Consider the following 20,209-nt stretch of genomic DNA (forward strand, 5'->3'; position numbering starts at 1 on the left):
TTTGAAGAGGGGGCTTCAAATTGAGCAAGGTGCTGATTTTGGAGGATGAAGAGTCCATCCGCAGTTTTATCGTCATTAATTTGAAACGCAACGGGTTCGATGTGCTGGAAGCCGCAGACGGCAACGAAGCGTTAAGCAAGCTGCAAAATGTGCCGGACATCGATATCGCGCTGCTGGACGTGATGGTGCCGGGCATCGACGGTTTCGAGGTGTGCCGCCGCATCCGCGAGACCAATGAGCGGATCGGGATTATATTCCTGACGGCCAAGGTGCAGGAGCAGGATAAGGTATATGCCTTGTCCGTCGGGGCAGACGATCACGTCAGCAAGCCGTTCAGTCCAACCGAGCTGATCGCCCGGATCCAATCGCTGCTGCGCCGGGTGAATGTGTACCGCGAGAGCAGCGCCAAGGTGACGTTCACCTCGGGGCCGTTTACGCTGGACCTGATCTCCAAGCAGTTTAAGAAGAACGGGCAGCTGATCGAGCTGACGCCCACCGAATTTTCGCTGATCCAGTATTTTCTGGAGAAGGAGAATACGCCGCTTAGCCGCGATTTGCTGCTGGACCACGTATGGGGCAAGGAATACATGGGCGATCCCAAAATCGTGGACGTGAACATCCGCAGACTGCGGCAAAAAATCGAAAACAACCCGTCCGAACCGGCTTTCCTGCAGACCGTGTGGGGGCACGGTTATAAGTGGAAAGGCGAGGGGCAATGATCAAGAAAGGGATTGGACGGCAGATCGTTTTACACTATTTCATCGTCGTATTCGTAACCTTGTTCATGATAGAGGTCATTTTTACGTTGGCCATCCGCATGTATTATTACGATACGATATATAATCATATGTCCAATCATTCGATGTGGGCTTCGGATTATTTCCAGAAATTCGTACGGTTGAACGCGGAACGGGATCCGGATTATTTTACGGAGATGCTGCGGACCTTCGAGCTCGATAATACCGAGCTGATGATCCTCGACCGAAAAGGCGAGGTCAAGGCGAGCACCAATGCGTTCCAGGCCGATAAGGCGATTCAGACCAGCGACGTCCCGCAAGCCGTGGCCGGCAGCGTAGGCAAGTGGGTCGGGCGGCAGCCGGCGACCGGCGAGCTGGTGATGGCCGTCTCGAGGCCGTTGCAGTTCCAGGGGGAAACGCAGTATATCGTCCGATATGTAACTTCGATGGAATCGATTAACTCCAAGCTGCTCAATCTGACCTTCCTTTCGATTGCCGTGTCCGGGGCAGTATTGGCGCTCGTGACCCTGTTCAGCATCGGACTTGCCAATTCAATCGTTAAGCCCATTAATAATATTCGCGACGTCTCGGCGCAGATGGCCCGGGGCAAGTTCGACGCCAGGATCAAGGGCAATTACCGTTACGAGCTTGGCGAGCTCGCCTCCACGTTGAATTATATGGCTGAGGAAATCGTACGCAGCAACCAGATCAAGGACGATTTCATCTCCTCGATTTCGCACGAGCTGCGCACGCCGCTGACCGGCATTAAAGGCTGGAGCGAAACGCTGACCTCCGGCGGCTTCGATCCGGAAGAAACGAAGATCGGCATGGGCATCATCGCCAAAGAAACCGACCGCTTGATCGGGCTGGTCGAGGAAATTCTCGACTTCTCCAAGCTGCAGCATAACGAAATGAAGCTGGTGATGGGCGAGGTGAACCTGAAGGAATTGCTCCAGGAAACGATGCTTAACGTTTGGGCCAAGGCGGAACACAAGAACATCCAGCTGAAGCTGGAAGATAAAACCGACGGCAACGCCATCATCAGCGGCGACGGCAACCGGCTGAAGCAAGTATTTCTTAACTTGGTGGACAACGCGATCAAGTTCTCCCATGAACAGAGCTGGATACATCTGGTCATCAGCCGCAAACCGGACGGGCGCGCGCTCGTTGAGGTGATCGATACGGGGATCGGGATCAGCGAGGAGTATTTGAACAAAGTGAAGGACCGTTTCTTCCAAGTCAACCACCAAGGCGGCGGCACGGGGCTTGGTCTCGCAATCAGCCAACAGTTGGTCGAGCTGCACCAAGGGATCATGGACATTCAAAGCGAGTTGGGCGTGGGCACGACGGTTTCGGTGACGCTCCCGATGCTGGAGAATGCTGACCATCAGTCCACTAACGAAGCTTAGCGTCATTAATAGAAACAGAGAGAGGGAATCGGGTTGAACAAGCCGATCGATACGCTGGAGGCGGCTGGCATTACGCTTACCGTTTCCCTGGCGGGAGAAGAGGATTTGGAAATGATACGCCAAATGCTGATAGAGGCCGCCGACTGGATGCAGGAGAACGGCGTCAAGCAGTGGAATCCGCAGCAATTTACGCCGGAGCTGATCCGTTCCTATTATGAAGAGCGGGACATTTACCTGCTCCATGCCTCGGGAGAACCGGCCGCGATGTTTACGCTGCAGGATTCGGACCCGGATTATTGGGGAGAGCTGAACGTGCCGGGATACAGCTATTTACACAGGCTGACGATACGGCTTCCTTACCGGGGCAAGGGACTTGGAGGCCGGATTTTGCGCTGGGCGGCAAAGCGCTCCAAGGTCCTTGGCCGAACCGGCCTCAGGCTGGATTGTTGGAACCAAAACCTGAAGCTGAATCAGCTTTATCAAGGATTCGGTTTTGTTCCGCAGGGAACGGGCCGGTTGAATGAGCGTGAGTTTCATTTGTATCAACTGGAGCATAGCCTGTACTTGCAAAGCTAGGATTGTCCAAAAACGGAAAAAGGGGCTGCCTCGAAAGATCATCCATGGAGGCAGCCCCTTCTTGTTCAGGGTGAGATTAGGAAGGGAATCCTTCGGCTCGCAGCCGAGGCGCGTTTTCGTAGACCTCCTGCAGCAAACGGGAGGGTTGCGGGCGCAGAACCGGCTTCGCTGCCACGGTTTCGTACGGCCCGACCACGGAGATATCGAAGGCGCTGCCTTTGATCACCGTGCCGTCTTTGATGACGGCGCCTTCGCCGATGATGGCTCGTTCAATGAGGACGTTCTTGCCGATCCTGGCCCCGGGCATCACGACGCTGTCCTTGATTCTGGCATTCCGCCCGATTTCGGTTCCGCTAAAAATAACCGAGCGTTCCGCATAACCTTCCAGCAGGCAGTGATCATGGATGAGGGAGCATTGCGATTGTACGCCGCGTTTTTTGACCAGACCCAAATTAACCGACGGCTCGCGGGTGTACATCGGCCAATGCACATTGTGGAGCTTCCATTCGGAAGAATCGGCGAGCAAATCCATATGCGCTTCCCACAGACTGTGCACGGTTCCTACATCGCGCCAATAACCCTTGAATTGGTAGGCATGCAGCGGCTCCGTGCCGCCCAGCATCCTTGGAATCACGTCCTTGCCGAAATCATGGCTGGAGCTCGGGTCTTCGGCATCTTCCATCAACTGCTGCTTTAAATAATCCCAATCAAACAAATAGATCCCCATGGAGGCCAGGTTGCTTGCCGGCTGCTTTGGTTTCTCGGCAAATTCCGTGATGCGGCTCAATTCGTCCGTCGACATCACGCCGAACCGATGCGCTTCTTCCCATGGCACCGGCATGACCGAAATCGTGGCTTTAGCCCGGTGGCCGAGATGAAAATCGAGCATTTGCCGGTAATCCATATGGTAAATATGGTCTCCGGAAAGGATAAGGACGTATTTGGGCGAATAACCGTCTACAAATGCCATGTTCTTGTAAATGGCATCTGCCGTTCCCGCATATTCCTCCACGCCGGCCTGGAATGACGGCAGTAGGGAGATCCCGCCGCTTTCCGAGCGGGGCAGCCTCCAGGGCTCGCCTTCCCCGATATGCTCGTGGAGCGAAGCTGCTTCGTACTGGGTGAGCACGCCGATCGTATCGATCCCGGAATTCACGCAATTGCTGAGAGGAAAATCGATGATCCGGTAATGTCCGCCGAAAGGCACGGCCGGTTTCGCCTGCTTGGCTGTAAGCGGGGACAATCTTCGTCCTTCCCCACCCGCAAGAAGCATAGCAATACAGTCCTTTTTCCTCATTTTCGTTTCCCTCCCGTATGTTTTTGTCTGTGTAGCACATACACTAAAGGATATAATGTAGTTGAATTAAATTATGGAAATCGGAAGAAAATATTACTTCATTTCATTAAAATTACTGAAATATTTTTATTTTTTGGTTGTTACAGCTTGTTTCTTTACATATTCATGTAAGGTGGTGATTCAAATGCCCGGATCAGACCCGGTTCCTGCCGTATCCGAGGAGGATATTTATCTGTTCCGTGAAGGGACGCTGTACCAAAGCTACCGCACGTTCGGCGCTCATCTTACCGTCGAAAAGGGACAACTTGGCGTCCGTTTCACCGTTTGGGCCCCGAATGCGCGCCAAGTCTCCGTCGTGGCCGACTGGAACGGTTGGCAGGGGGACCGCGATGTATTATATAAGATACCCGATTCGGGGATTTGGACTCGTTTTTTCCCGAACGTCGAGGATGGAACTTTTTACAAATTCGCGATTGCGGCTCCGGACGGAACCCAAGCGCTAAAAGCCGACCCGTATGCCTTTTATGCCGAAATCAGGCCTAAAACCGCTTCGATCGTCACCGCTTTGGACGGTTATGCTTGGAGCGATGACGTTTGGGTTCGCGGCCGCAGCACGCCGTATCAGAGGCCGATGAACATCTATGAGCTGCATTTCGGCACCTGGCGGCAGCGGGCTGACGGAACGTTTTTTACATACCGGGAAATGGCCGATTTATTGATTCCCTATATCACGGAGATGGGGTATACCCATATTGAAATCATGCCGTTATGCGAGCATCCGTACGATTTATCTTGGGGGTATCAGGCTACCGGTTATTTTGCCCCAACAAGCCGGTACGGTAAACCTCAGGATCTGATGTATTTTGTGGATCGTTGTCATCGGGCAGGCATCGGCGTGCTGCTCGATTGGGTTCCCGGCCATTTCACGAAGGACGCGCATGGGCTTCGCCAATTCGACGGCACGCCGCTTTATGAATACGCCGACCCGGCCAAGGCGGAAAAACCGGGGTGGGGAACGCTCAGCTTCGACTTCGGCAAGCCTGAGGTCAGGTCGTTCCTCATTTCCAGCGCGCTTTACTGGCTGGAGATTTACCATTTTGACGGCCTCCGCGTGGATGCGGTAACCAGCATGCTCCGGCTCGATTTCGAGAAACCGGCATGGGAAGCTGCGCGCAATGAACACGGGGGCGCGGAGAACCTTGAGGCCATTGCCTTTCTGAGGCAATTGAATGCGGCCGTGTTCCGATATTTCCCGCAGGCCTTGATGATGGCCGAGGAATCCAGCGCTTGGCCGATGGTGACGGCCCCCGCGCATGACGGAGGACTGGGCTTCAACTACAAGTGGAACATGGGTTGGATGAACGATACGTTGGATTATGTCGAAACCCCTTTTGCCGGCCGGCCGGAACGCCATCATTTGTTAACCTTTCCGATTTGGTACGCCTATTCGGAAAATTTCACGCTCCCGTTGTCCCATGACGAAGTCGTGCACGGCAAGAAGTCGCTTTTGGATAAAATGCCGGGAACCTATGAACAAAAATTTGCCGGATTGCGGCTGCTGCTCGGGTATCAGATGACCTCCCCGGGGAAAAAACTGATATTTATGGGCAGCGAATACGGCCAATTTATCGAATGGCGGGATCAAGGGGAGCTGGATTGGTTTTTGCTCGAGTACGAGGCTCATGGCAACATGCAACGCTACACCGCTGCCTTGAACCGGTTCTACTTGCGGGAGCGGGCACTCTGGGAGCTGGATCACGCGCCGGAAGGTTACCAATGGATCAACCCGGATGACAGTGGGCAAAGCGTCATTAGTTACTTGCGAAAAGGCAAAAGGACGAAAGATATGCTGCTGGTATTGCTTAATTTTCAGCCGGCGGAACGCCAGGTTTACCGTGTAGGCGTCCCGTTGCCGGGGCGATACGAGCGGGTATTCGCCAGCGAAGACGAAGCCTTTGGCGGTGCCGGCTGCCTTGGCGCGGGAGCGTTAATCAGCGAGAAAACGGCGTGGCATAGGCAAGCCCACAGCCTCGTTGTCACGCTTCCTCCGCTAAGCATGACGGTCTGGAAGCGACAGGAGCCGAATAGGAGGGGGAAGCGATGAACATATTGTTTACGGCAGCCGAAGCGGCGCCATTCATCAAAACCGGAGGCTTGGCCGATGTCATCGGAGCGCTGCCGAAGGCGCTGATCGATGCGGGTCACGATGTCCGTATCATGCTGCCGAAATACCGCGAGATTCCGTCCGTCTACACGGAGCGGCTGGAACGCATCGGAGATCTGGAGGTTCCCGTAGGGTGGCGGCAGAAATACGGCGGCGTGGCGTACATGAACTGGGAAGGCATCCCCGTCTATATGCTGGATAACGAAGACTACTTCGGCCGCGAAGGGGTATATGGACATTGGGACGACGGCGAGCGTTTTGCCTTCCTGGACCGGGCCGTGCTCGAGCTGCTGCCGCTAACGGGGTTCCGTCCCGATATCATTCACTGCCACGACTGGCATACGGCGATGATTCCTCTGCTGCTGCGCGAGCATTATCAAGATCTCCCGTTCTACCAAGGGATCCGTACGGTGTATACGGTTCACAATCTGCTGTATCAGGGCATTTTTCCCGAAGGCGTGCTGAGGGATTTGCTCGACTTGCCCTGGAAGTACTTCACGCCGGAGGGCGTGGAATACTATGGCAACGTCAGCTTCATGAAAGCGGGGCTGGTCTATGCGGATCACGTAACGACGGTAAGTCCGACCTATGCCGAGGAAATCAAAACGGAGCATTACGGCTATGGGATGGACGGTTTGCTGCGTTCGCTGGGCGGGCGGTTATCCGGCATCGTCAACGGCATCGACACGAAGCTGTACAATCCCGGAACCGATCTGGAGCTCTTTGCCCGCTACAGCGGCAGCCTGGCGCAGAAGCAGGCCAACAAGCTCGTGCTCCAGCGCGAGCTGGGGCTGCCGGAAGCGCCGCACATTCCGCTCATTTCGATGGTCACCCGGCTGGTCGAGCCGAAGGGGCTGGATCTCGTAACCCGCGTGCTGGACGAATGGCTGCATTTCGACGACGTGCAATTCGTGCTGCTCGGTACGGGCGACCGCGCTTACGAAGATTGGTTCCGCGAGGCCGCATCCCGCCATCCTGAAAAGCTGGCGGCGCAAATCAGATTCAGCGACGCGTTGTCCCGCCGAATCTATGCCGGCAGTGATTTGTTTCTGATGCCGTCGCGATTCGAGCCTTGCGGTATCAGCCAACTGCTGGCGCTGCGCTACGGAACGATACCGGTGGTACGGGAAACCGGCGGTCTGAACGATACCGTGCAGGCCTACAACGAGTTCACCGGCGAAGGAAACGGGTTTACGTTCCGCAATTACAACGCGCATGACTTGCTTCATACGCTGCGCCGGGCGGTCTCTTTCTACCGCCGTCCGGCGCAGTGGAGCCGGATCGTGGAGACGGCTTTTTCCGGGGATTACAGCTGGAACGCATCCGCCCGACAATATATCGAGATTTACCAACGGCTAAAGGGTAGATCATAAGCCGTCAAACGGATTCGCCGTCATCCTCCTTTGACCTGACGGTACAAAATCCGATACCCGAAGGCATCGAGCGAAATGTTCATGGTGCCTTGGACCGGCTGGACCTTTTCCTCGGTCAGGGCATCGCGCCAATCGCTTGTTTGCATCGGATGGGACAACGTGCAGGCCTTCGGCGTATTGTTCATCCAGACCGTAAAATGCCGGTTCTCGTCCAGACGCTCATACACGAGGCAGGGGTCGCCGGGTTCCGCATGCAGAAACCGAAACCGTCCCTGCCGCAAGGCGGGATTTTTTTTGCGCAATGAGATCATCAGCTTGTAGAAGTCGTACAGCTCGCGATCCTGCTTGGCCGGGTCCCATTCCATGCATTTGCGGCAGTCCGGATCCCCATCGCCGGTCAACCCGATTTCGTCGCCGTAGAACACGCAGGGGGTACCGATATAAGTGAACAGAAAAACGACGCACAGCTTCAGCTTGCGCTTGTCGCCGCCGACCCGCGTGAGCAGGCGAGGGGTGTCGTGGCTGCACAGCATATTAAAGACGACTTCGTTGGTTTGGTGCGGGTACCGCATAATCAGCGAGCCCATTTCGTCGGAGAAAGCCGCTCCGTCCGCGCCGCCGGTAAAAAACTCCAGCACCTTGTCGGCGAATGGATAATTCATCACCGAGTCGAACTGGTCACCCAGCAGCCAATTCAGCGAATCGCTCCAGACTTCGCCGATCAGGTAGGCCTCCGGATTCGCTTGCTTGACGACCCGCCGGAACTCGCGCCAAAAATGATGATCGACCTCGTTGGCCACGTCCAGCCGCCACCCGTCCAGTTTAATCTCCTTGATCCAATATTCGGCTACGCCGAGAAGGTAGGCTTTCAGTTCCGGATTGGCCGTGTTGAATTTAGGCATATTGGCAAAAAAGCCGAACGTATCATAAGAAGGGATCCCGTTTTGCACGGCAGGCGGGAACCGGTTGATATGGAACCAGCCGGCATAACGCGAGGCTTCCCCGTTCTTCAGGACGTCCTGGAACGGCGGGAACTGCTCGCCGCAATGGTTGAACACCGCGTCGAGCACCACGCGAATGCCGCGTTCGTGGCAGGTTTCCACGAGCCTTTTTAGCAGGGCGTTATCGCCGAAGTGGGGATCGACTTTTTTATAATCCGCAATGTCGTATTTGTGATTGGAAGGCGCAACGAACAAGGGCGTCAAATAAATCGCCGTGATGCCCAGGTCGGTCAAATCGTCCAAATGATCCAAAATTCCCTGCAAATCGCCGCCGAAAAAATTATCCCGGGTCGGCTTGCCTCCCCAAGCTTCCGCCGGCTTCGGATCGTTGGACGGATCCCCGTTGGCGAAACGCTCCGGCATAATTTGATAAAACACCGCTTGCTTCGCCCACTCCGGCACCCGAACCACTTCGCTTTCGTGGATGTACGGGAACTCGTAGCATTCGCCCGGGGGAGAGGGAGGTTCCGATTGAATGCCAGTATCCAGCATATACACGGTTTCCGTTCCGGAGGTGAGCTTAAACGCATACGAGAGGCGTTTCGATTTGGGACGCACGGCGATTTCCCAATAATCAAACATGCGGTCATGCGCGGCGATCTCCATCGGGAACTCCTGATAGGTACCCGGCCAGTCGTATTTGTCGCCGGTCATGGCGTAAACGCGCTCCACATCGTTTCGTTTGGTTCGTACGCGGATATGGATCGTGGCCGGGTCGTAAGCATAAGCCCATTTATCCCGGGGAACATGGTAGAGCGCTTCAAGCAGCACGGACGGTGCCTCCTTTTCGTAAGTTCAATAATCGACCTGTTGTTCCATTATTCCCAATCACCACGCAGACCATGAACCCTCGAAGGAAACATAAATATTCAAATTATTGACCAAAGTATTATAAATGAAGGTTTGAACAAAGCCGGATATGAGGTAAGTGTGAACATATCATGAATGCTATGAAAATTGTTTTGCATATATATGCAATCTGATTTATAATTAGCCCAGTAATCATCTCAGATCGAAAATAAGCCAAGAAGAACAGGAGAGAAATCCATGAAAAAATGGGGTATATTAGTAATAGCCGTCATGATGGTAACGCTAATGCTGGCCGCTTGCGGACAGGAAAAAAATAACAGCGGAAATACCGCGGACAACGCCGGCCAAGCGGCGAATCAGAACGAAACCCAAGGCAGCGGTGGAGAGCAAACCGATGCGGGCAAAAAGCTGGTCGTGGGCATGAGCGCCGACTTCCCGCCGTACGAGTTCCACATTAAAAACGACCAAGGCGAAGATGAAATCGTAGGTTTTGACGTGGAGATCGCCAAGGAAATCGCCAAAGATTTGGGTGCCGAGCTAGAAATCAAGGACTTGAAATTCGATACCCTGCTGAACGAGCTGTCGAGCGGCCGGGTGGATCTGGTCATTTCGGGGTTGAGCCCAACACCGGATCGCGCTAAACAAATCGACATGTCGAAAATTTACTACAAAGCCGAGCAAGCCGTAGTTACCCGTGAAGCGGACAAAGATAAATTCGGCACGATGGAATCGCTGGAAGGCGCCAAAATCGGCGTTCAGCAAGGATCGATCCAAGAGGAAATGGCCAAGGAAATCCCGAACGCCAAACTGACTTCGCTGGGCAAAATCAACGATATTATTATGCAGTTGAATACCAACCGCGTGGATGCGGCCATTCTGGAAGGTCCCGTCGCGGAATCGTTCGTGAAAAACGTCAAAGGCCTGGTGATCACGGATGCCAAACCGGTGACCGAAGACGAAGGTTACGTGATCGGGATTAAGAAAGGCAATCAGGAGCTGTTGGATCAAGTGAACGCGACGCTGGACCGCCTGATCGGCGACGGCAGCATCGATCGATTCGTTGCCGATGCGAGCGCACTGGCCGAGAAATAATCACGGACTTCATCTGCAGAAAATAGCGAAGCCCATTCGCTATTTTCTGTTTTTTTGCGTAAAGGTTTGAGGTAAACGAGGAGGAATGAAGGCCTTATGGATTTGATTTCGATGTTTATGGAATACCGGAGCTATTTTCTGGCCGGCATACAGTATACGCTGCTGCTCGCGGCTATCAGCGTGTTTTGCGGCTTTATCCTGGGACTGGTTATCGCGCTGCTGCGCATGTCGTCTTGGGGGATCGTCCGTTTTCTCGGCCATGCCTGGGTCGAGTTTCTGCGCGGCACGCCGATGATGGTTCAGCTGTTGATCATTCACTACGGGTTTGCGTTCATATTTGACGTCAACTTCACGCCGATCCAGTCCGGCGCGATTACGCTGTCGATCAACAGCTCGGCCTATTTGGCGGAAATTTTCCGCGCCGGCATTCAAGGTGTGGACCGCGGGCAGGGGGAAGCCGCCCGTTCCCTCGGGATGACCAAAGGGATGGCCATGCGGCACATCGTCATCCCCCAAGCGATCAAATCGGTGCTTCCCGCGATCGGCAACGAGTTCATCACGATCATCAAAGAGTCGTCCATCGTCTCGATCATCGGCACGGCCGAGTTGATTTACCAGGCGCAGTCGGTCGTTACCATTACGTACGACGGCATGACGCCTTACCTGATCATCGCCATCATGTACTTTATTTTGACATTCACCTTGTCCCGCATTTTGGGCGTGTTCGAAAGGAAGTTGAAGACCAGTGATCACCGTTAAAGGCTTGCATAAAAAATTCGGCCAGCTGCATATTTTGCGGGGCATCGACCTGGAAATTTCCAAAGGCGAGGTCGTCGTCGTCATCGGTCCGAGCGGCTCGGGGAAAAGCACGTTCCTGCGCTGCCTGAACCTGCTGGAGGTACCTAGCGAAGGCGAGATCGCGTTCGAAGGCGAATCGATTACCGGCAAGGGGCACAACATCAACAAAACCCGCGAGAAGATGGGGATGGTGTTCCAGCATTTCAACCTGTTTCCGCACAAAACCGTCATCGACAACATTACGCTTGCACCGATCCGCGTGAAAAAGCTCGACAAAGGCAAAGCCGAAGCGATCGCGATGGACCTGCTCCGCACGGTCGGTCTCGAGGACAAGCGGGACGCTTATCCGGCGCAGTTGTCCGGCGGCCAGAAGCAGCGGATCGCCATCGCCCGCGCTTTGGCCATGGAGCCGCACGTCATGCTGTTCGACGAGCCGACGTCGGCGCTGGATCCGGAAATGGTCGGCGAGGTGCTCGACGTCATGAAGAAGCTGGCGGAGCGGGGGATGACGATGGTTATCGTTACCCATGAGATGGGGTTTGCGCGCGAGGTCGGCGACCGCATTTTGTTCATGGATCAAGGCGTCATCCTCGAGCAAGGCACGCCGCAACAGGTATTCGGCGCGCCGCAGCATCAGCGCACGCAGGATTTTTTGAGCAAAGTGTTATAGGGTTTACGATTAAGCCGTCCGGGAGTTTCCGGGCGGTTTTTTTGACATTCAACGACAGCGAACGTGCGGCCCCGTTTTACACGGTTTTTACGATGGAACACAAAAATGTAACCAGTCATACCAACGGTTTGCGCCGATTGGTCGGAATTTCCTGCTCTATTGGTTACAAAATTGTGATATATTCAATAAGCCGAAACCTGCTCCGAGCAGGTGCGGGGGACGATATGCGAAAACGGTCCGTCAGATAAGGTTAACCGTTTTCTTGGGGTGAAGCGCGCCCAGGGCGCGCCGGGAACGATCCTTTTTTTCCGAATCCGACAACTAACTCCGCAGGCGCATCGAAAAGGAGGGTAATATCCATTGGAAAGACGCATCTGGTCGAAAATTGCAAAATCGGCGATTGTCGCCGCAAGTTTAACGGTCGTCCTGCAGACGGCAACGGTACATGCTGACGCGATTCATCAAGCTAAGGAAGGGGATACGTTTTACCTTCTCTCGCAGCAATACGGGGTAGATTTGAACCAATTGATGAAAGCTAACCCAAAGATCAAGCCTACCAATATCTATGAAGGCCTGGAAATCAGAATACCGGGTGCGGAAACGCGCGCGATGTCAATAGCCTCCGCCGATTCCGCGAAGTCGCTAGGCACAACAGCCGTAAAGGCTAAGGCCGCTTCAAAGCTGAGCGTCATGTCTGCGGACAACGTCGTGGAAGCATGGGGCAAAACCTTTAATTATTCGCGTACGATTGACGTAAAGGCCTCCGCCTATACCGCGGCAGCCAGCGAAAATGGGAAATGGGGCGCGGTCGATTATTTCGGCAACCCGCTCAAGCTGGGTACGATCGCGGTTGATCCGAGTGTGATTCCGATGGGGACGAAGGTTCTCGTTACCGGGCACAGCCACGACGGCTTGCCGAAACAGGCTTTCGTAGCCACGGCGAGCGACCAGGGAGGCGCGATCAAGGGCAAACGGATCGATATTTTCATTCCGGGCAGCGCCCAATCCGCCAAAACGTTCGGTTATCAGGATGTTACCCTATACGTCTTGAAATAAAAGCAACAAAAGAAGCAAGAGCTCCCTTCGCGGGAGCTCTTTGTTGTTTTATCGGTATTTCGTCGTTTGCAGCAGCTCGGACAGGTCGACGAAATGATAGCCCTGAGCCCTTAAAGCCGCGATGATTTCGGGCAAGGCCTGAATCGTTCCGCTCAGATCGGAACCGACGCCGCCACCGGCATGATGAAGAATGATCGCCCCGGGACCGACGGCATTGACCACGTTCGCTTTGACCTTCGCTTTGTCCAGGCCTTTCCAATCCAAGGAATCGACGTTCCAGTTGACGATTTTATAGCCGTTTTTCTTCGCCCACTGGACCTGCTCTTCCTTGATCTCGCCGTAGGGCGGGCGAATCAGCTTGGGCCTGTAGCCGATGGTTCGCTGAATAACCTTCTCCGTCCGCAGGATTTCGGTTTGGAACTGTTTAACGGAGCGGTTGCGAAAGGAGGGATGACTAAAGGAGTGATTGCCTACGAGATGGCCTTCGTTATGTATCCGTCGCAGCAAACCGGGAAACTTCTTGGCTCGGGCACCAACGACGAAAAAGGTCGCTTTCACGCCCTCTCGGCTGAGCGCATCCAGTACTTGGGGGGTAAATCTCGGATCCGGGCCGTCGTCGAACGTAAGCGCCACTTGTTTGACTTCCGGACCGCGAAACTTGAACGTTTCCGAGTATTTGCGCCGCAACTCCCCCAAATCGGCCGGCTTGGAGGCAGCCTGAACCGAATCGTCCGCATCGGCAGGCGTCGGCGATGCGAAAGCAGCCGAAGCCGTCGGGGAAGCGGAAATGAGAGAATCGACGGAGATGAATCCGGAACCGCCAAGCTGACCTAAAGCGAGCGCAACGGTGAGGACAAACATGATCTTTTTCATGAAGTTAGGCAAAACTGCTCCTCCTTAGATGACGATACTTACTCCTATCAGTTATATCCAATCCGCCTGAAATTATAAAATCGGAAAAATCCGGTTAGCCGAGGATTCCTCGAAAGAAACGGTGTGAAAAAGATCACAGACGAATCGTCCCGAAAAATTGCATTCTGTGATGAAGCAGAAGTAGGAAGAGGTGGATCCATGGCAACAGTGATTAGCAATCAGCAGGTCGCGCAAGGGGTGTTCAGGTTAAGTGCGCAAGGGCGGTTTTCGGGCAAAATGGGGCAGTTCTACATGCTTCGCGCCGGAGAGCGGTATCCGTTACTGTCCCGGCCGATCAGCATCTTCGATTTGGCGGAGGACCGGATCGACTTTTTATATTTAGTGGCGGGCGAAGGGACCGCGTTATTATCCCGGTTAAAGCCCGGAGATGCGTTGGCGCTGGATGGACCTTTCGGCAACGGCTTTCCCGAGCTCGCGGGGAAAACGGCTTTCGTAGGCGGAGGGATCGGGATCGCTCCGTTTTTTTATGCGCTGAAAGAGGCGCCGGAAGCCGACGTATACCTCGGCTTTAGCCGCGAGGCTTACATGGTTGAAGAATTCCGGCAAGCGGCCGGGGGGCCGGTGGTGGTTGATGTCGGCGGATCGATCCTGGACAAACTGGATTTCCATGCCTACGATACGATCATTGCGTGCGGGCCGCATCCGATGCTGCATGCGGTGCAGCGCATGCAGGCAGAGGCGGGAAGCCGCGCGAAGGTGTATGTATCGCTGGAGAACCGGATGGCCTGCGGCATCGGCGCTTGCCTCGTTTGCAGCGTCAAATGCCGGGACGGTCGCAAGAAGGCTTGCGCGGACGGTCCCGTATTTCTGGCGGAGGAGGTCGTGTTCGAATGATGGATTTATCTTGCAGCATCGCCGGCGTGCCTTTCAAGAATCCGATCGTAATGGCTTCCGGTACGTTTGGGTTCGGCAAAGAGTACGGAGCATTATATGATATCAATCGGTTGGGCGGCTTGTCCGGCAAAGGTTTGACTTTGCATGCGAAGGCCGGGAATGACGGCATCCGGGTGTGGGAGACGGCGTCCGGGATGCTGAACAGCGTCGGCTTGGAGAATCCCGGCGTCGCCGCGTTCCTGCGGGAGGAATGCCCGCGTTGGGAGCGGCTGGACCTTGCGCGCATCGTCAATTTGGGCGGCAACACGATCGAGGAATACGTCGAAGGCGCCCGCTTGATCGACGAGGATGCCGCGGTGCGTAAGCGGGAGGGACGCCAGGCCGTCGATATGATCGAACTCAACATCTCCTGTCCGAACGTGAAGGCGGGTGGCATGGCTTACGGGATCAAGACGGAAATCGCCCGCGAGGTCGTGCGCCAGGTACGCTTGGCTACGACACTGCCGCTGGTCGTCAAGCTGTCGCCAAATGCCGAAGACATCGTCGACATGGCCGTCATGTGCCAGGAAGAGGGCGCCGACGGGGTATCGCTGATCAATACGTTTTCGGCGATGAAAATCGATATCCGCAAGCGGCGCAGCGTGTTCGACAACCGGTACGCCGGACTGTCGGGGCCGGCGATCAAGCCGATCGCCTTACGGATGGTGCATCAGGTTTGCCGCGCCGTCACGTTTCCGGTCATGGGCATGGGCGGCATCGGCAGCGCGGAGGACATCCTCGAATTTATCATGGCCGGCGCAGCCGTCGTTCAGGTAGGTACCCATAACTTCGTGAATTTGCGCGCCGGAGAACAACTGATCGGCGAACTGGAAGCGCTGATGCGACGGGAAGGCATCCACACTTTGGACGAAATCCGCGGAATCCTGTAAAATAAAGGCATAGCTTTATTTAAGGGGGCTGCATGTTGTTATTTGATGATATTAAGCTGGAAGCGATCCCGGTAGGTCGCGATCTTCTATTGCTCGTCACCGGCGGCGTAGCCCATATTGGGGCCGCATCGACCTCTTTTCCGTCGGGCGAAGGCGCCGAAGTACAAACCTCGGCCGTGCCGGGGCATAAGGAGCATACGCTGAGCGAAGATTTTGCCCGGCGTGCCGCCGTAGCGCTCGACCGAACCGTTACCGTGGTCATGGGCATCCACTACGATGATTTGAACAAGGAAGAGATTCTCTCCATCTCCCGCCATACATCCGAGTTGCTGGACCGGTATTTGCGAGACCAGCGGACCGATGGAGGGACAAAATCATGACGACGACATCGGCTCAAGATAAATTTCGCCGCAAGGCGCTGCAGGTGAAGGAAGCGCAGGAGATGATTTTGCCCTACGCCGTTCGACTGCAGTCCGAAATTGTAGCATTGCCGGACGCCTTTGGGCGGGTCCTGGCCGAACCGGTTGCGGCCCCGCATCCGTATCCGCACTTTCGCCGCTCGGGCATGGACGGCTTCGCCATTCTCAGCGCGGATACCGCAGATTGCCGGGCGGATCATCCGGTCCTGTTGGAGGTCGTGGACGAAATCCCCTGCGGCTCCTTGCCGAACGTCAAGCTGGGGCCCGGGAAGGCCGCGCGCATCATGACCGGGGCCAAAGTGCCGGATGAAGCGGATGCGGTGGTCATGTTCGAGATGACCGAAACGGTGAAGCAGGAGGGGAAGACGTACATCCGCCTGATCCGGGAAATTGAAACAGGCAAGAACATTACCCCGGTCGGATTGGAGTTAGCCGCAGGCGATGTCATTCTGGAGCCCGGGCGGAAGCTTTCGGCCGGCGAAATTTCCGTGCTCGCCACGTTTGGCCTGCACCGGGTTTCGGTGATGAAGCGGCCCCGGATCGCCGTCTTCTCCACAGGCTCGGAGCTGCTGCGGATCGATGAGCCTCTGCAGGACGGGAGAATCCGCAATAGCAACACGTATATGCTGCTCAGCCAAATCCGCGAAGCGGGCGGCGAGCCTTACATCTTCGAGGCGATCGAAGATGATCTCGCCCAGGCCAAAGCGCGGGTGGAAGCCGCTTTCGCCGAATACGATGCGGTGGTCACGACGGGCGGCGTGTCCGTCGGAGACTTTGACATTATGGCCGATCTGGTATCGGGCAGCGGCGTGGACATGCTGTTCAACAAGGTTACGATGCGGCCGGGCAGCGTGACGACGGCCGCCGTCAAGGACGGGAAGCTGCTGTTTGCGCTGTCGGGCAACCCGGGAGCCTGCTTTGTCGGCTTCGAGCTGTTCGTACGGCCGGCAATCGGCCGGATGCTCGGGATCCCGCAGCCGTTCCTGCCCGAATTGACTGCTGAGCTCGGACGGCCTTACGGCAAGATCAACAACTTTACCCGGTTCGTCCGCGGCCGCCTCGAAGTTCGCGAAGGGAAGTTATATGCTTATCCGGCGGAGCTGGATGAGTCGGGCGTCATGATCACGATTAAGGATAGCGACGCGTTGATCGTCATTCCTCCGGCCAATGAAGGCAAAGAGGCGGGGGAAAGCGTGACCGTGCTGAAGCTGCCGGGAGGCGCCGTCTAGCAAGGCGCTTGGCAGGAAGGAGGAACCTTCAATGGCACCCGTTATTCAATTTGTAGGCTATAAGAACAGCGGCAAAACAACGTTAATCGGCCGACTGCTGGAATTATTCAACGGCATGAATATTCGTGTGGCCGTCATCAAACATGATCTGCACGGGTTCGACGCCGACCGGGAAGGGACGGATTCGTTTCGCCACCGGCAAGCCGGGGCTGCTGCGGCCGCGGTCACCTCGCCGTGGCGAACGGCGATCATCGAAGAACGGGAGACGCCGCTCGAGGACTTGATCCGCCATTTTGCGGACTACGATTTAATCCTGGTCGAGGGGTTTAAGCAGGAGCCTTATCCGAAAATGGTGCTGCTCCGCTCTGCGGAGGACGAATCGCTCATTCGGGAGCTGCAGCAAGTATGCGCGGTCGTGCAAAAGGAAGCTCACGGCAGCATCCCCGAGCATGCGGACCATGGGGCTGCCGGACCGATTCGGTTCCAAAGGGACGAGATTGAGCGGATCGCACGGTATATCGGGCAGAACTTTCTGTAACAAACGCAAAGAGGATTTCCCGCATAATATGCAGGGAAGTCCTCTCTTTGGTATGCCAAGAAATTGAGACCGAGGCTTAACCGCCGGCCCGGCGTTCGATGGCCTCAGACATCGTTTTGTCGGTCAGATGCGCATACACCTCAGTCGTTTCCGTCGAAGCGTGGCCGAGTTGCTCCTTCGTCTTGTAGATGTCGTTCTGCAAATAGTAATCCGTCGCAAAGGAATGCCGCAGCTTATGTACGGTGAGATAAGGCTTGCCGAACCGTTTGGCGTATTTGATGATCATCGCCTGAATGGCTCGTTTGGTCATGCGTTTGCCTTCTTTTTGCCCGTTGGGGACGGCGACGAACAGCGCTTTCTCCCGTTTTGGCGTATGATACCGCGTCTGGCGCAGCGTCAAGTAACTGGCGAGATCATCCTTGGATTGCTCCCGGAAATAAACCGGGGTTTTGAACGTCTCGTCGTTGTTCCCTTTGCGGTACACGTATATGAGCTTATTGGCCAGATCCAAATCGTTTACGTTCAGGTTCACGAGCTCGGAAACGCGCAGCCCGGAATTCAGGATCAGACTGACGATGCAGGCATCGCGCTCCTTGTTTAGCTCATAGGCGTACAAAGCCTGCTTATTGTCCGCGATATCCCGGCCGTAGCCCTCGGCGATATAGGCGATAAACTCCAGAAGCTCGTCCTCCTCGAGGATTTTGCCCTTGAGCTTGGCCGCCGTATCCTTGGGTTTATGAATGCGCTTGATTTCCACTTTAGCCATGATGTTGCGCTTCAGCAGCGGATAAAAGTTCTCGTCCTCGGCAATTTGGCTTAAGTAGTGAAACAGAGAGCGCAAGGACGACATTTTTCGCGATACCGTGATTTTGGAGTTCGTGCCTTGCGTTCGAGTCGTCAAATGCAAGCGATAACCGATCACACTCTCCATATGTAGCGTTTCCAGCTCCAGCAGCGTGATCCGGGCGTTCGATTGCGCCGCCGACAAGCCTTCCGCCCGGAGCCAGCCGAAGAATTGCTCGTAATCCCGTACGTACTCCAGCAGCGTGGAGGGGGACAGGTCGGGCAGCTTATAATCGATGAATTGCTGGACGAACCACGGCATTTGAATCGTTTTTTCGTCGAGTTTCTTGCGGTCGATTCCTTTTTGGATATTCAAGTGCCAAGCACCTCCGATCCCGATGGATTTCCATTATGGGCGCACCAGAAAAATATAATCCGGTTCGCCATGGCTTTGCGGGACTTCGCCGATGTCCACGTTACCGAAAAAAGCTTGCAGCCGCGCGGCAAAATCGGGCGAGGGAGTCGCGCTCCAAAACGTGATGCATCCTCCGGCCTTCAGCCGGCCGCGTAAAGCCGCCAAGCCGGTTGAATCATAGAGGGAGGCGTTGCCGTCGATTACGTTCCAGTCCGGACCATTATCGATATCCAGGCAGATCAAATCGAACGTTTCTTCCGTTTCCCGCAGCCAGGCGACGAGATCGGCATGAATCAGCCGCGTTTTGCCATGGGCCAGCGCATGATCGGACACCGGAGCCAGGAAGGAGCGGTTCCATTCGATGACCTTGGCTTCGATCTCCACGACGGTGACCTCGCGTACCCGCGGGTCGCGCAAAGCCTCCTGCAGCGAGAAGCCGACGCCCAGCCCGCCGATCAGCACTTGATCCGGCTCAGGGACCTGCTGCAAAGCGCGGCGGACGAGCAAACGCTCCGATTCGCCGTTATAGGTGGCCATCAGAAACGTTCCGTTGCTGATGATTTCGTAGTACTCGCCGCGCCGCTGCAGCTGAATTTCACCGCGGGGCGTCACGGCCCGTTCCATAATTTGGGCGGGATGATCCGCATGATTCATGATGTTCCCCTCCTTATTAAGTGTACGTAATAAATATTATGTTAACTTGGATGATTAGCGATCGGCCTGTTTGATGATGGCTTGATTGAATTTTTGCAAAAGCGAAGCGAATAATGCCGTTTCCTCTTCCGGCCAATCGTCGATCAGCTCTTGAATCCGATTGATCCTCCCTTGCTTATACGCATGATATTCGTTCGCCCCAAGCTCGGTCGTTTCCAGGAAATAAGCCCGGCGATCGTCCGGATCCGGCTTGCGCCGCACATAACCCTTATGCTCCAGGGAAGCGGCTTGGCGGCTGACGGTTGAAATATCGAGTTGAAATTCGTCGGCTAACGCCTTTACGCCAACCGAGCCGTAAGCGATAATTTGATGTAACAGCAAGTAAGCGGAACGATCCAAATTTCCGGTTTTCTTGGCTGCGGTGACGGTGGTGATCCGGCGGTATAAGATGGCCATTTGCAACTCTATCGTTTCCAGCGATTTTTGATCCAT

20 protein-coding genes and 1 riboswitch are annotated in these 20,209 nt (G+C 55.2%); of the genes, 14 read left to right on the top strand and 6 right to left on the bottom strand.

Translation table 11 applies throughout. The features are described 5' to 3' along the window. Positions 1 to 20: 20 nt before the first annotated feature. From ACQ4N8_RS09805 to ACQ4N8_RS09815, 3 genes are read left to right on the top strand one after another with little or no spacing between them, the layout of a single operon-like run. Positions 21 to 719, top strand: a complete 699-nt coding sequence (locus ACQ4N8_RS09805) for a response regulator transcription factor (protein ID WP_430704169.1) — start codon at positions 21 to 23, stop codon at positions 717 to 719. After that, a complete protein-coding gene (locus ACQ4N8_RS09810; RefSeq protein ID WP_430704170.1) occupies positions 716 to 2,146 on the top strand; it encodes a sensor histidine kinase in 1,431 nt (476 codons plus the stop codon). Before ACQ4N8_RS09805 ends, ACQ4N8_RS09810 begins: the two co-directional genes overlap by 4 nt. A 33-nt stretch (positions 2,147 to 2,179) precedes the next feature. Beyond that, positions 2,180 to 2,722, top strand: coding sequence for a GNAT family N-acetyltransferase (locus ACQ4N8_RS09815; protein WP_430704171.1), 543 nt, complete (start codon positions 2,180 to 2,182; stop codon positions 2,720 to 2,722). Positions 2,723 to 2,798: 76 nt separating this feature from the next. Here the strand turns inward: ACQ4N8_RS09815 and ACQ4N8_RS09820 are convergent, their stop codons facing one another. Then, positions 2,799 to 4,019 (bottom strand): glucose-1-phosphate adenylyltransferase, encoded by a 1,221-nt coding sequence (locus ACQ4N8_RS09820; RefSeq protein ID WP_430704172.1) that lies wholly within the window; start codon positions 4,017 to 4,019, stop codon positions 2,799 to 2,801. Positions 4,020 to 4,203: 184 nt separating this feature from the next. Here ACQ4N8_RS09820 and glgB point away from each other — a divergent pair, with 184 nt between their 5' ends. Next, complete coding sequence (gene glgB / locus ACQ4N8_RS09825) at positions 4,204 to 6,123, top strand: 1,4-alpha-glucan branching protein GlgB (RefSeq protein ID WP_430704173.1); 1,920 nt, start codon at positions 4,204 to 4,206, stop codon at positions 6,121 to 6,123. Further along, a complete protein-coding gene (gene glgA / locus ACQ4N8_RS09830) occupies positions 6,120 to 7,556 on the top strand; it encodes a glycogen synthase GlgA (protein ID WP_430704174.1) in 1,437 nt (478 codons plus the stop codon). The genes glgB and glgA overlap by 4 nt, the downstream gene beginning before the upstream one ends. 20 nt (positions 7,557 to 7,576) lie before the next feature. Here glgA and ACQ4N8_RS09835 read toward each other — a convergent pair whose 3' ends face one another. Continuing rightward, on the bottom strand, positions 7,577 to 9,328 hold the full coding sequence (locus ACQ4N8_RS09835) for an alpha-glycosidase (RefSeq protein ID WP_430704175.1): 1,752 nt from the start codon (positions 9,326 to 9,328) through the stop codon (positions 7,577 to 7,579). A gap of 276 nt (positions 9,329 to 9,604) precedes the next feature. Between ACQ4N8_RS09835 and ACQ4N8_RS09840 the strand changes: the two genes are divergently transcribed. The 4 genes from ACQ4N8_RS09840 (at position 9,605) to ACQ4N8_RS09855 (ending at position 12,983) form a co-directional block, all read left to right on the top strand. Beyond that, the gene (locus ACQ4N8_RS09840; RefSeq protein WP_430704176.1) at positions 9,605 to 10,459 is read left to right on the top strand and encodes a transporter substrate-binding domain-containing protein; all 855 of its coding nucleotides are present in this window, start codon (positions 9,605 to 9,607) and stop codon (positions 10,457 to 10,459) included. A gap of 96 nt (positions 10,460 to 10,555) precedes the next feature. Further along, the gene (locus tag ACQ4N8_RS09845) at positions 10,556 to 11,218 is read left to right on the top strand and encodes an amino acid ABC transporter permease (protein ID WP_430704177.1); all 663 of its coding nucleotides are present in this window, start codon (positions 10,556 to 10,558) and stop codon (positions 11,216 to 11,218) included. Beyond that, the gene (locus ACQ4N8_RS09850) at positions 11,205 to 11,927 is read left to right on the top strand and encodes an amino acid ABC transporter ATP-binding protein (protein ID WP_430704178.1); all 723 of its coding nucleotides are present in this window, start codon (positions 11,205 to 11,207) and stop codon (positions 11,925 to 11,927) included. Before ACQ4N8_RS09845 ends, ACQ4N8_RS09850 begins: the two co-directional genes overlap by 14 nt. Before the next feature lie 178 nt (positions 11,928 to 12,105). After that, a riboswitch (cyclic di-AMP (ydaO/yuaA leader) is annotated at positions 12,106 to 12,278 on the top strand. A 9-nt stretch (positions 12,279 to 12,287) separates the two neighbouring features. Beyond that, positions 12,288 to 12,983, top strand: coding sequence for a 3D domain-containing protein (locus ACQ4N8_RS09855; RefSeq protein WP_430704179.1), 696 nt, complete (start codon positions 12,288 to 12,290; stop codon positions 12,981 to 12,983). A gap of 48 nt (positions 12,984 to 13,031) precedes the next feature. Here ACQ4N8_RS09855 and ACQ4N8_RS09860 read toward each other — a convergent pair whose 3' ends face one another. Then, positions 13,032 to 13,868, bottom strand: coding sequence for a polysaccharide deacetylase family protein (locus ACQ4N8_RS09860; RefSeq protein WP_430704180.1), 837 nt, complete (start codon positions 13,866 to 13,868; stop codon positions 13,032 to 13,034). Positions 13,869 to 14,054: 186 nt separating this feature from the next. On the opposite strand from ACQ4N8_RS09860, the gene ACQ4N8_RS09865 reads away from it, so the two are divergent. Genes ACQ4N8_RS09865 through mobB form a run of 5 tightly spaced genes read left to right on the top strand, consistent with a single transcriptional unit; the run spans position 14,055 to position 17,865 of the window. After that, positions 14,055 to 14,750 carry a dihydroorotate dehydrogenase electron transfer subunit gene (locus tag ACQ4N8_RS09865; protein ID WP_430704181.1) on the top strand — a complete coding sequence of 232 codons (696 nt, stop codon included), beginning with the start codon at positions 14,055 to 14,057 and terminating at the stop codon, positions 14,748 to 14,750. Next, on the top strand, positions 14,747 to 15,679 hold the full coding sequence (locus ACQ4N8_RS09870; protein ID WP_430704182.1) for a dihydroorotate dehydrogenase: 933 nt from the start codon (positions 14,747 to 14,749) through the stop codon (positions 15,677 to 15,679). The genes ACQ4N8_RS09865 and ACQ4N8_RS09870 overlap by 4 nt, the downstream gene beginning before the upstream one ends. A 32-nt stretch (positions 15,680 to 15,711) precedes the next feature. After that, positions 15,712 to 16,059 (top strand): hypothetical protein, encoded by a 348-nt coding sequence (locus ACQ4N8_RS09875; protein ID WP_430704183.1) that lies wholly within the window; start codon positions 15,712 to 15,714, stop codon positions 16,057 to 16,059. After that, positions 16,056 to 17,327 (top strand): molybdopterin molybdotransferase MoeA, encoded by a 1,272-nt coding sequence (locus ACQ4N8_RS09880; RefSeq protein WP_430704184.1) that lies wholly within the window; start codon positions 16,056 to 16,058, stop codon positions 17,325 to 17,327. Before ACQ4N8_RS09875 ends, ACQ4N8_RS09880 begins: the two co-directional genes overlap by 4 nt. Positions 17,328 to 17,358: 31 nt before the next feature. After that, positions 17,359 to 17,865, top strand: coding sequence for a molybdopterin-guanine dinucleotide biosynthesis protein B (gene mobB, locus ACQ4N8_RS09885; protein ID WP_430704185.1), 507 nt, complete (start codon positions 17,359 to 17,361; stop codon positions 17,863 to 17,865). A 76-nt stretch (positions 17,866 to 17,941) separates the two neighbouring features. Here mobB and xerS read toward each other — a convergent pair whose 3' ends face one another. From xerS to ACQ4N8_RS09900, 3 genes are read right to left on the bottom strand one after another with little or no spacing between them, the layout of a single operon-like run. Continuing rightward, positions 17,942 to 19,024 carry a tyrosine recombinase XerS gene (gene xerS / locus ACQ4N8_RS09890; protein ID WP_430704186.1) on the bottom strand — a complete coding sequence of 361 codons (1,083 nt, stop codon included), beginning with the start codon at positions 19,022 to 19,024 and terminating at the stop codon, positions 17,942 to 17,944. Between the two features lie 33 nt (positions 19,025 to 19,057). Then, positions 19,058 to 19,717, bottom strand: coding sequence for a spermine/spermidine synthase (locus tag ACQ4N8_RS09895; protein ID WP_430704187.1), 660 nt, complete (start codon positions 19,715 to 19,717; stop codon positions 19,058 to 19,060). 54 nt (positions 19,718 to 19,771) lie between these two features. Continuing rightward, positions 19,772 to 20,209: a MarR family winged helix-turn-helix transcriptional regulator gene (locus tag ACQ4N8_RS09900; RefSeq protein ID WP_430704188.1), complete on the bottom strand. Its 438-nt coding sequence runs from the start codon at positions 20,207 to 20,209 to the stop codon at positions 19,772 to 19,774.

The organism is Paenibacillus macerans (genome assembly GCF_050565405.1).
In the GTDB taxonomy this organism is placed as follows: Bacteria; Bacillota; Bacilli; order Paenibacillales; family Paenibacillaceae; genus Fontibacillus; species Fontibacillus macerans_B.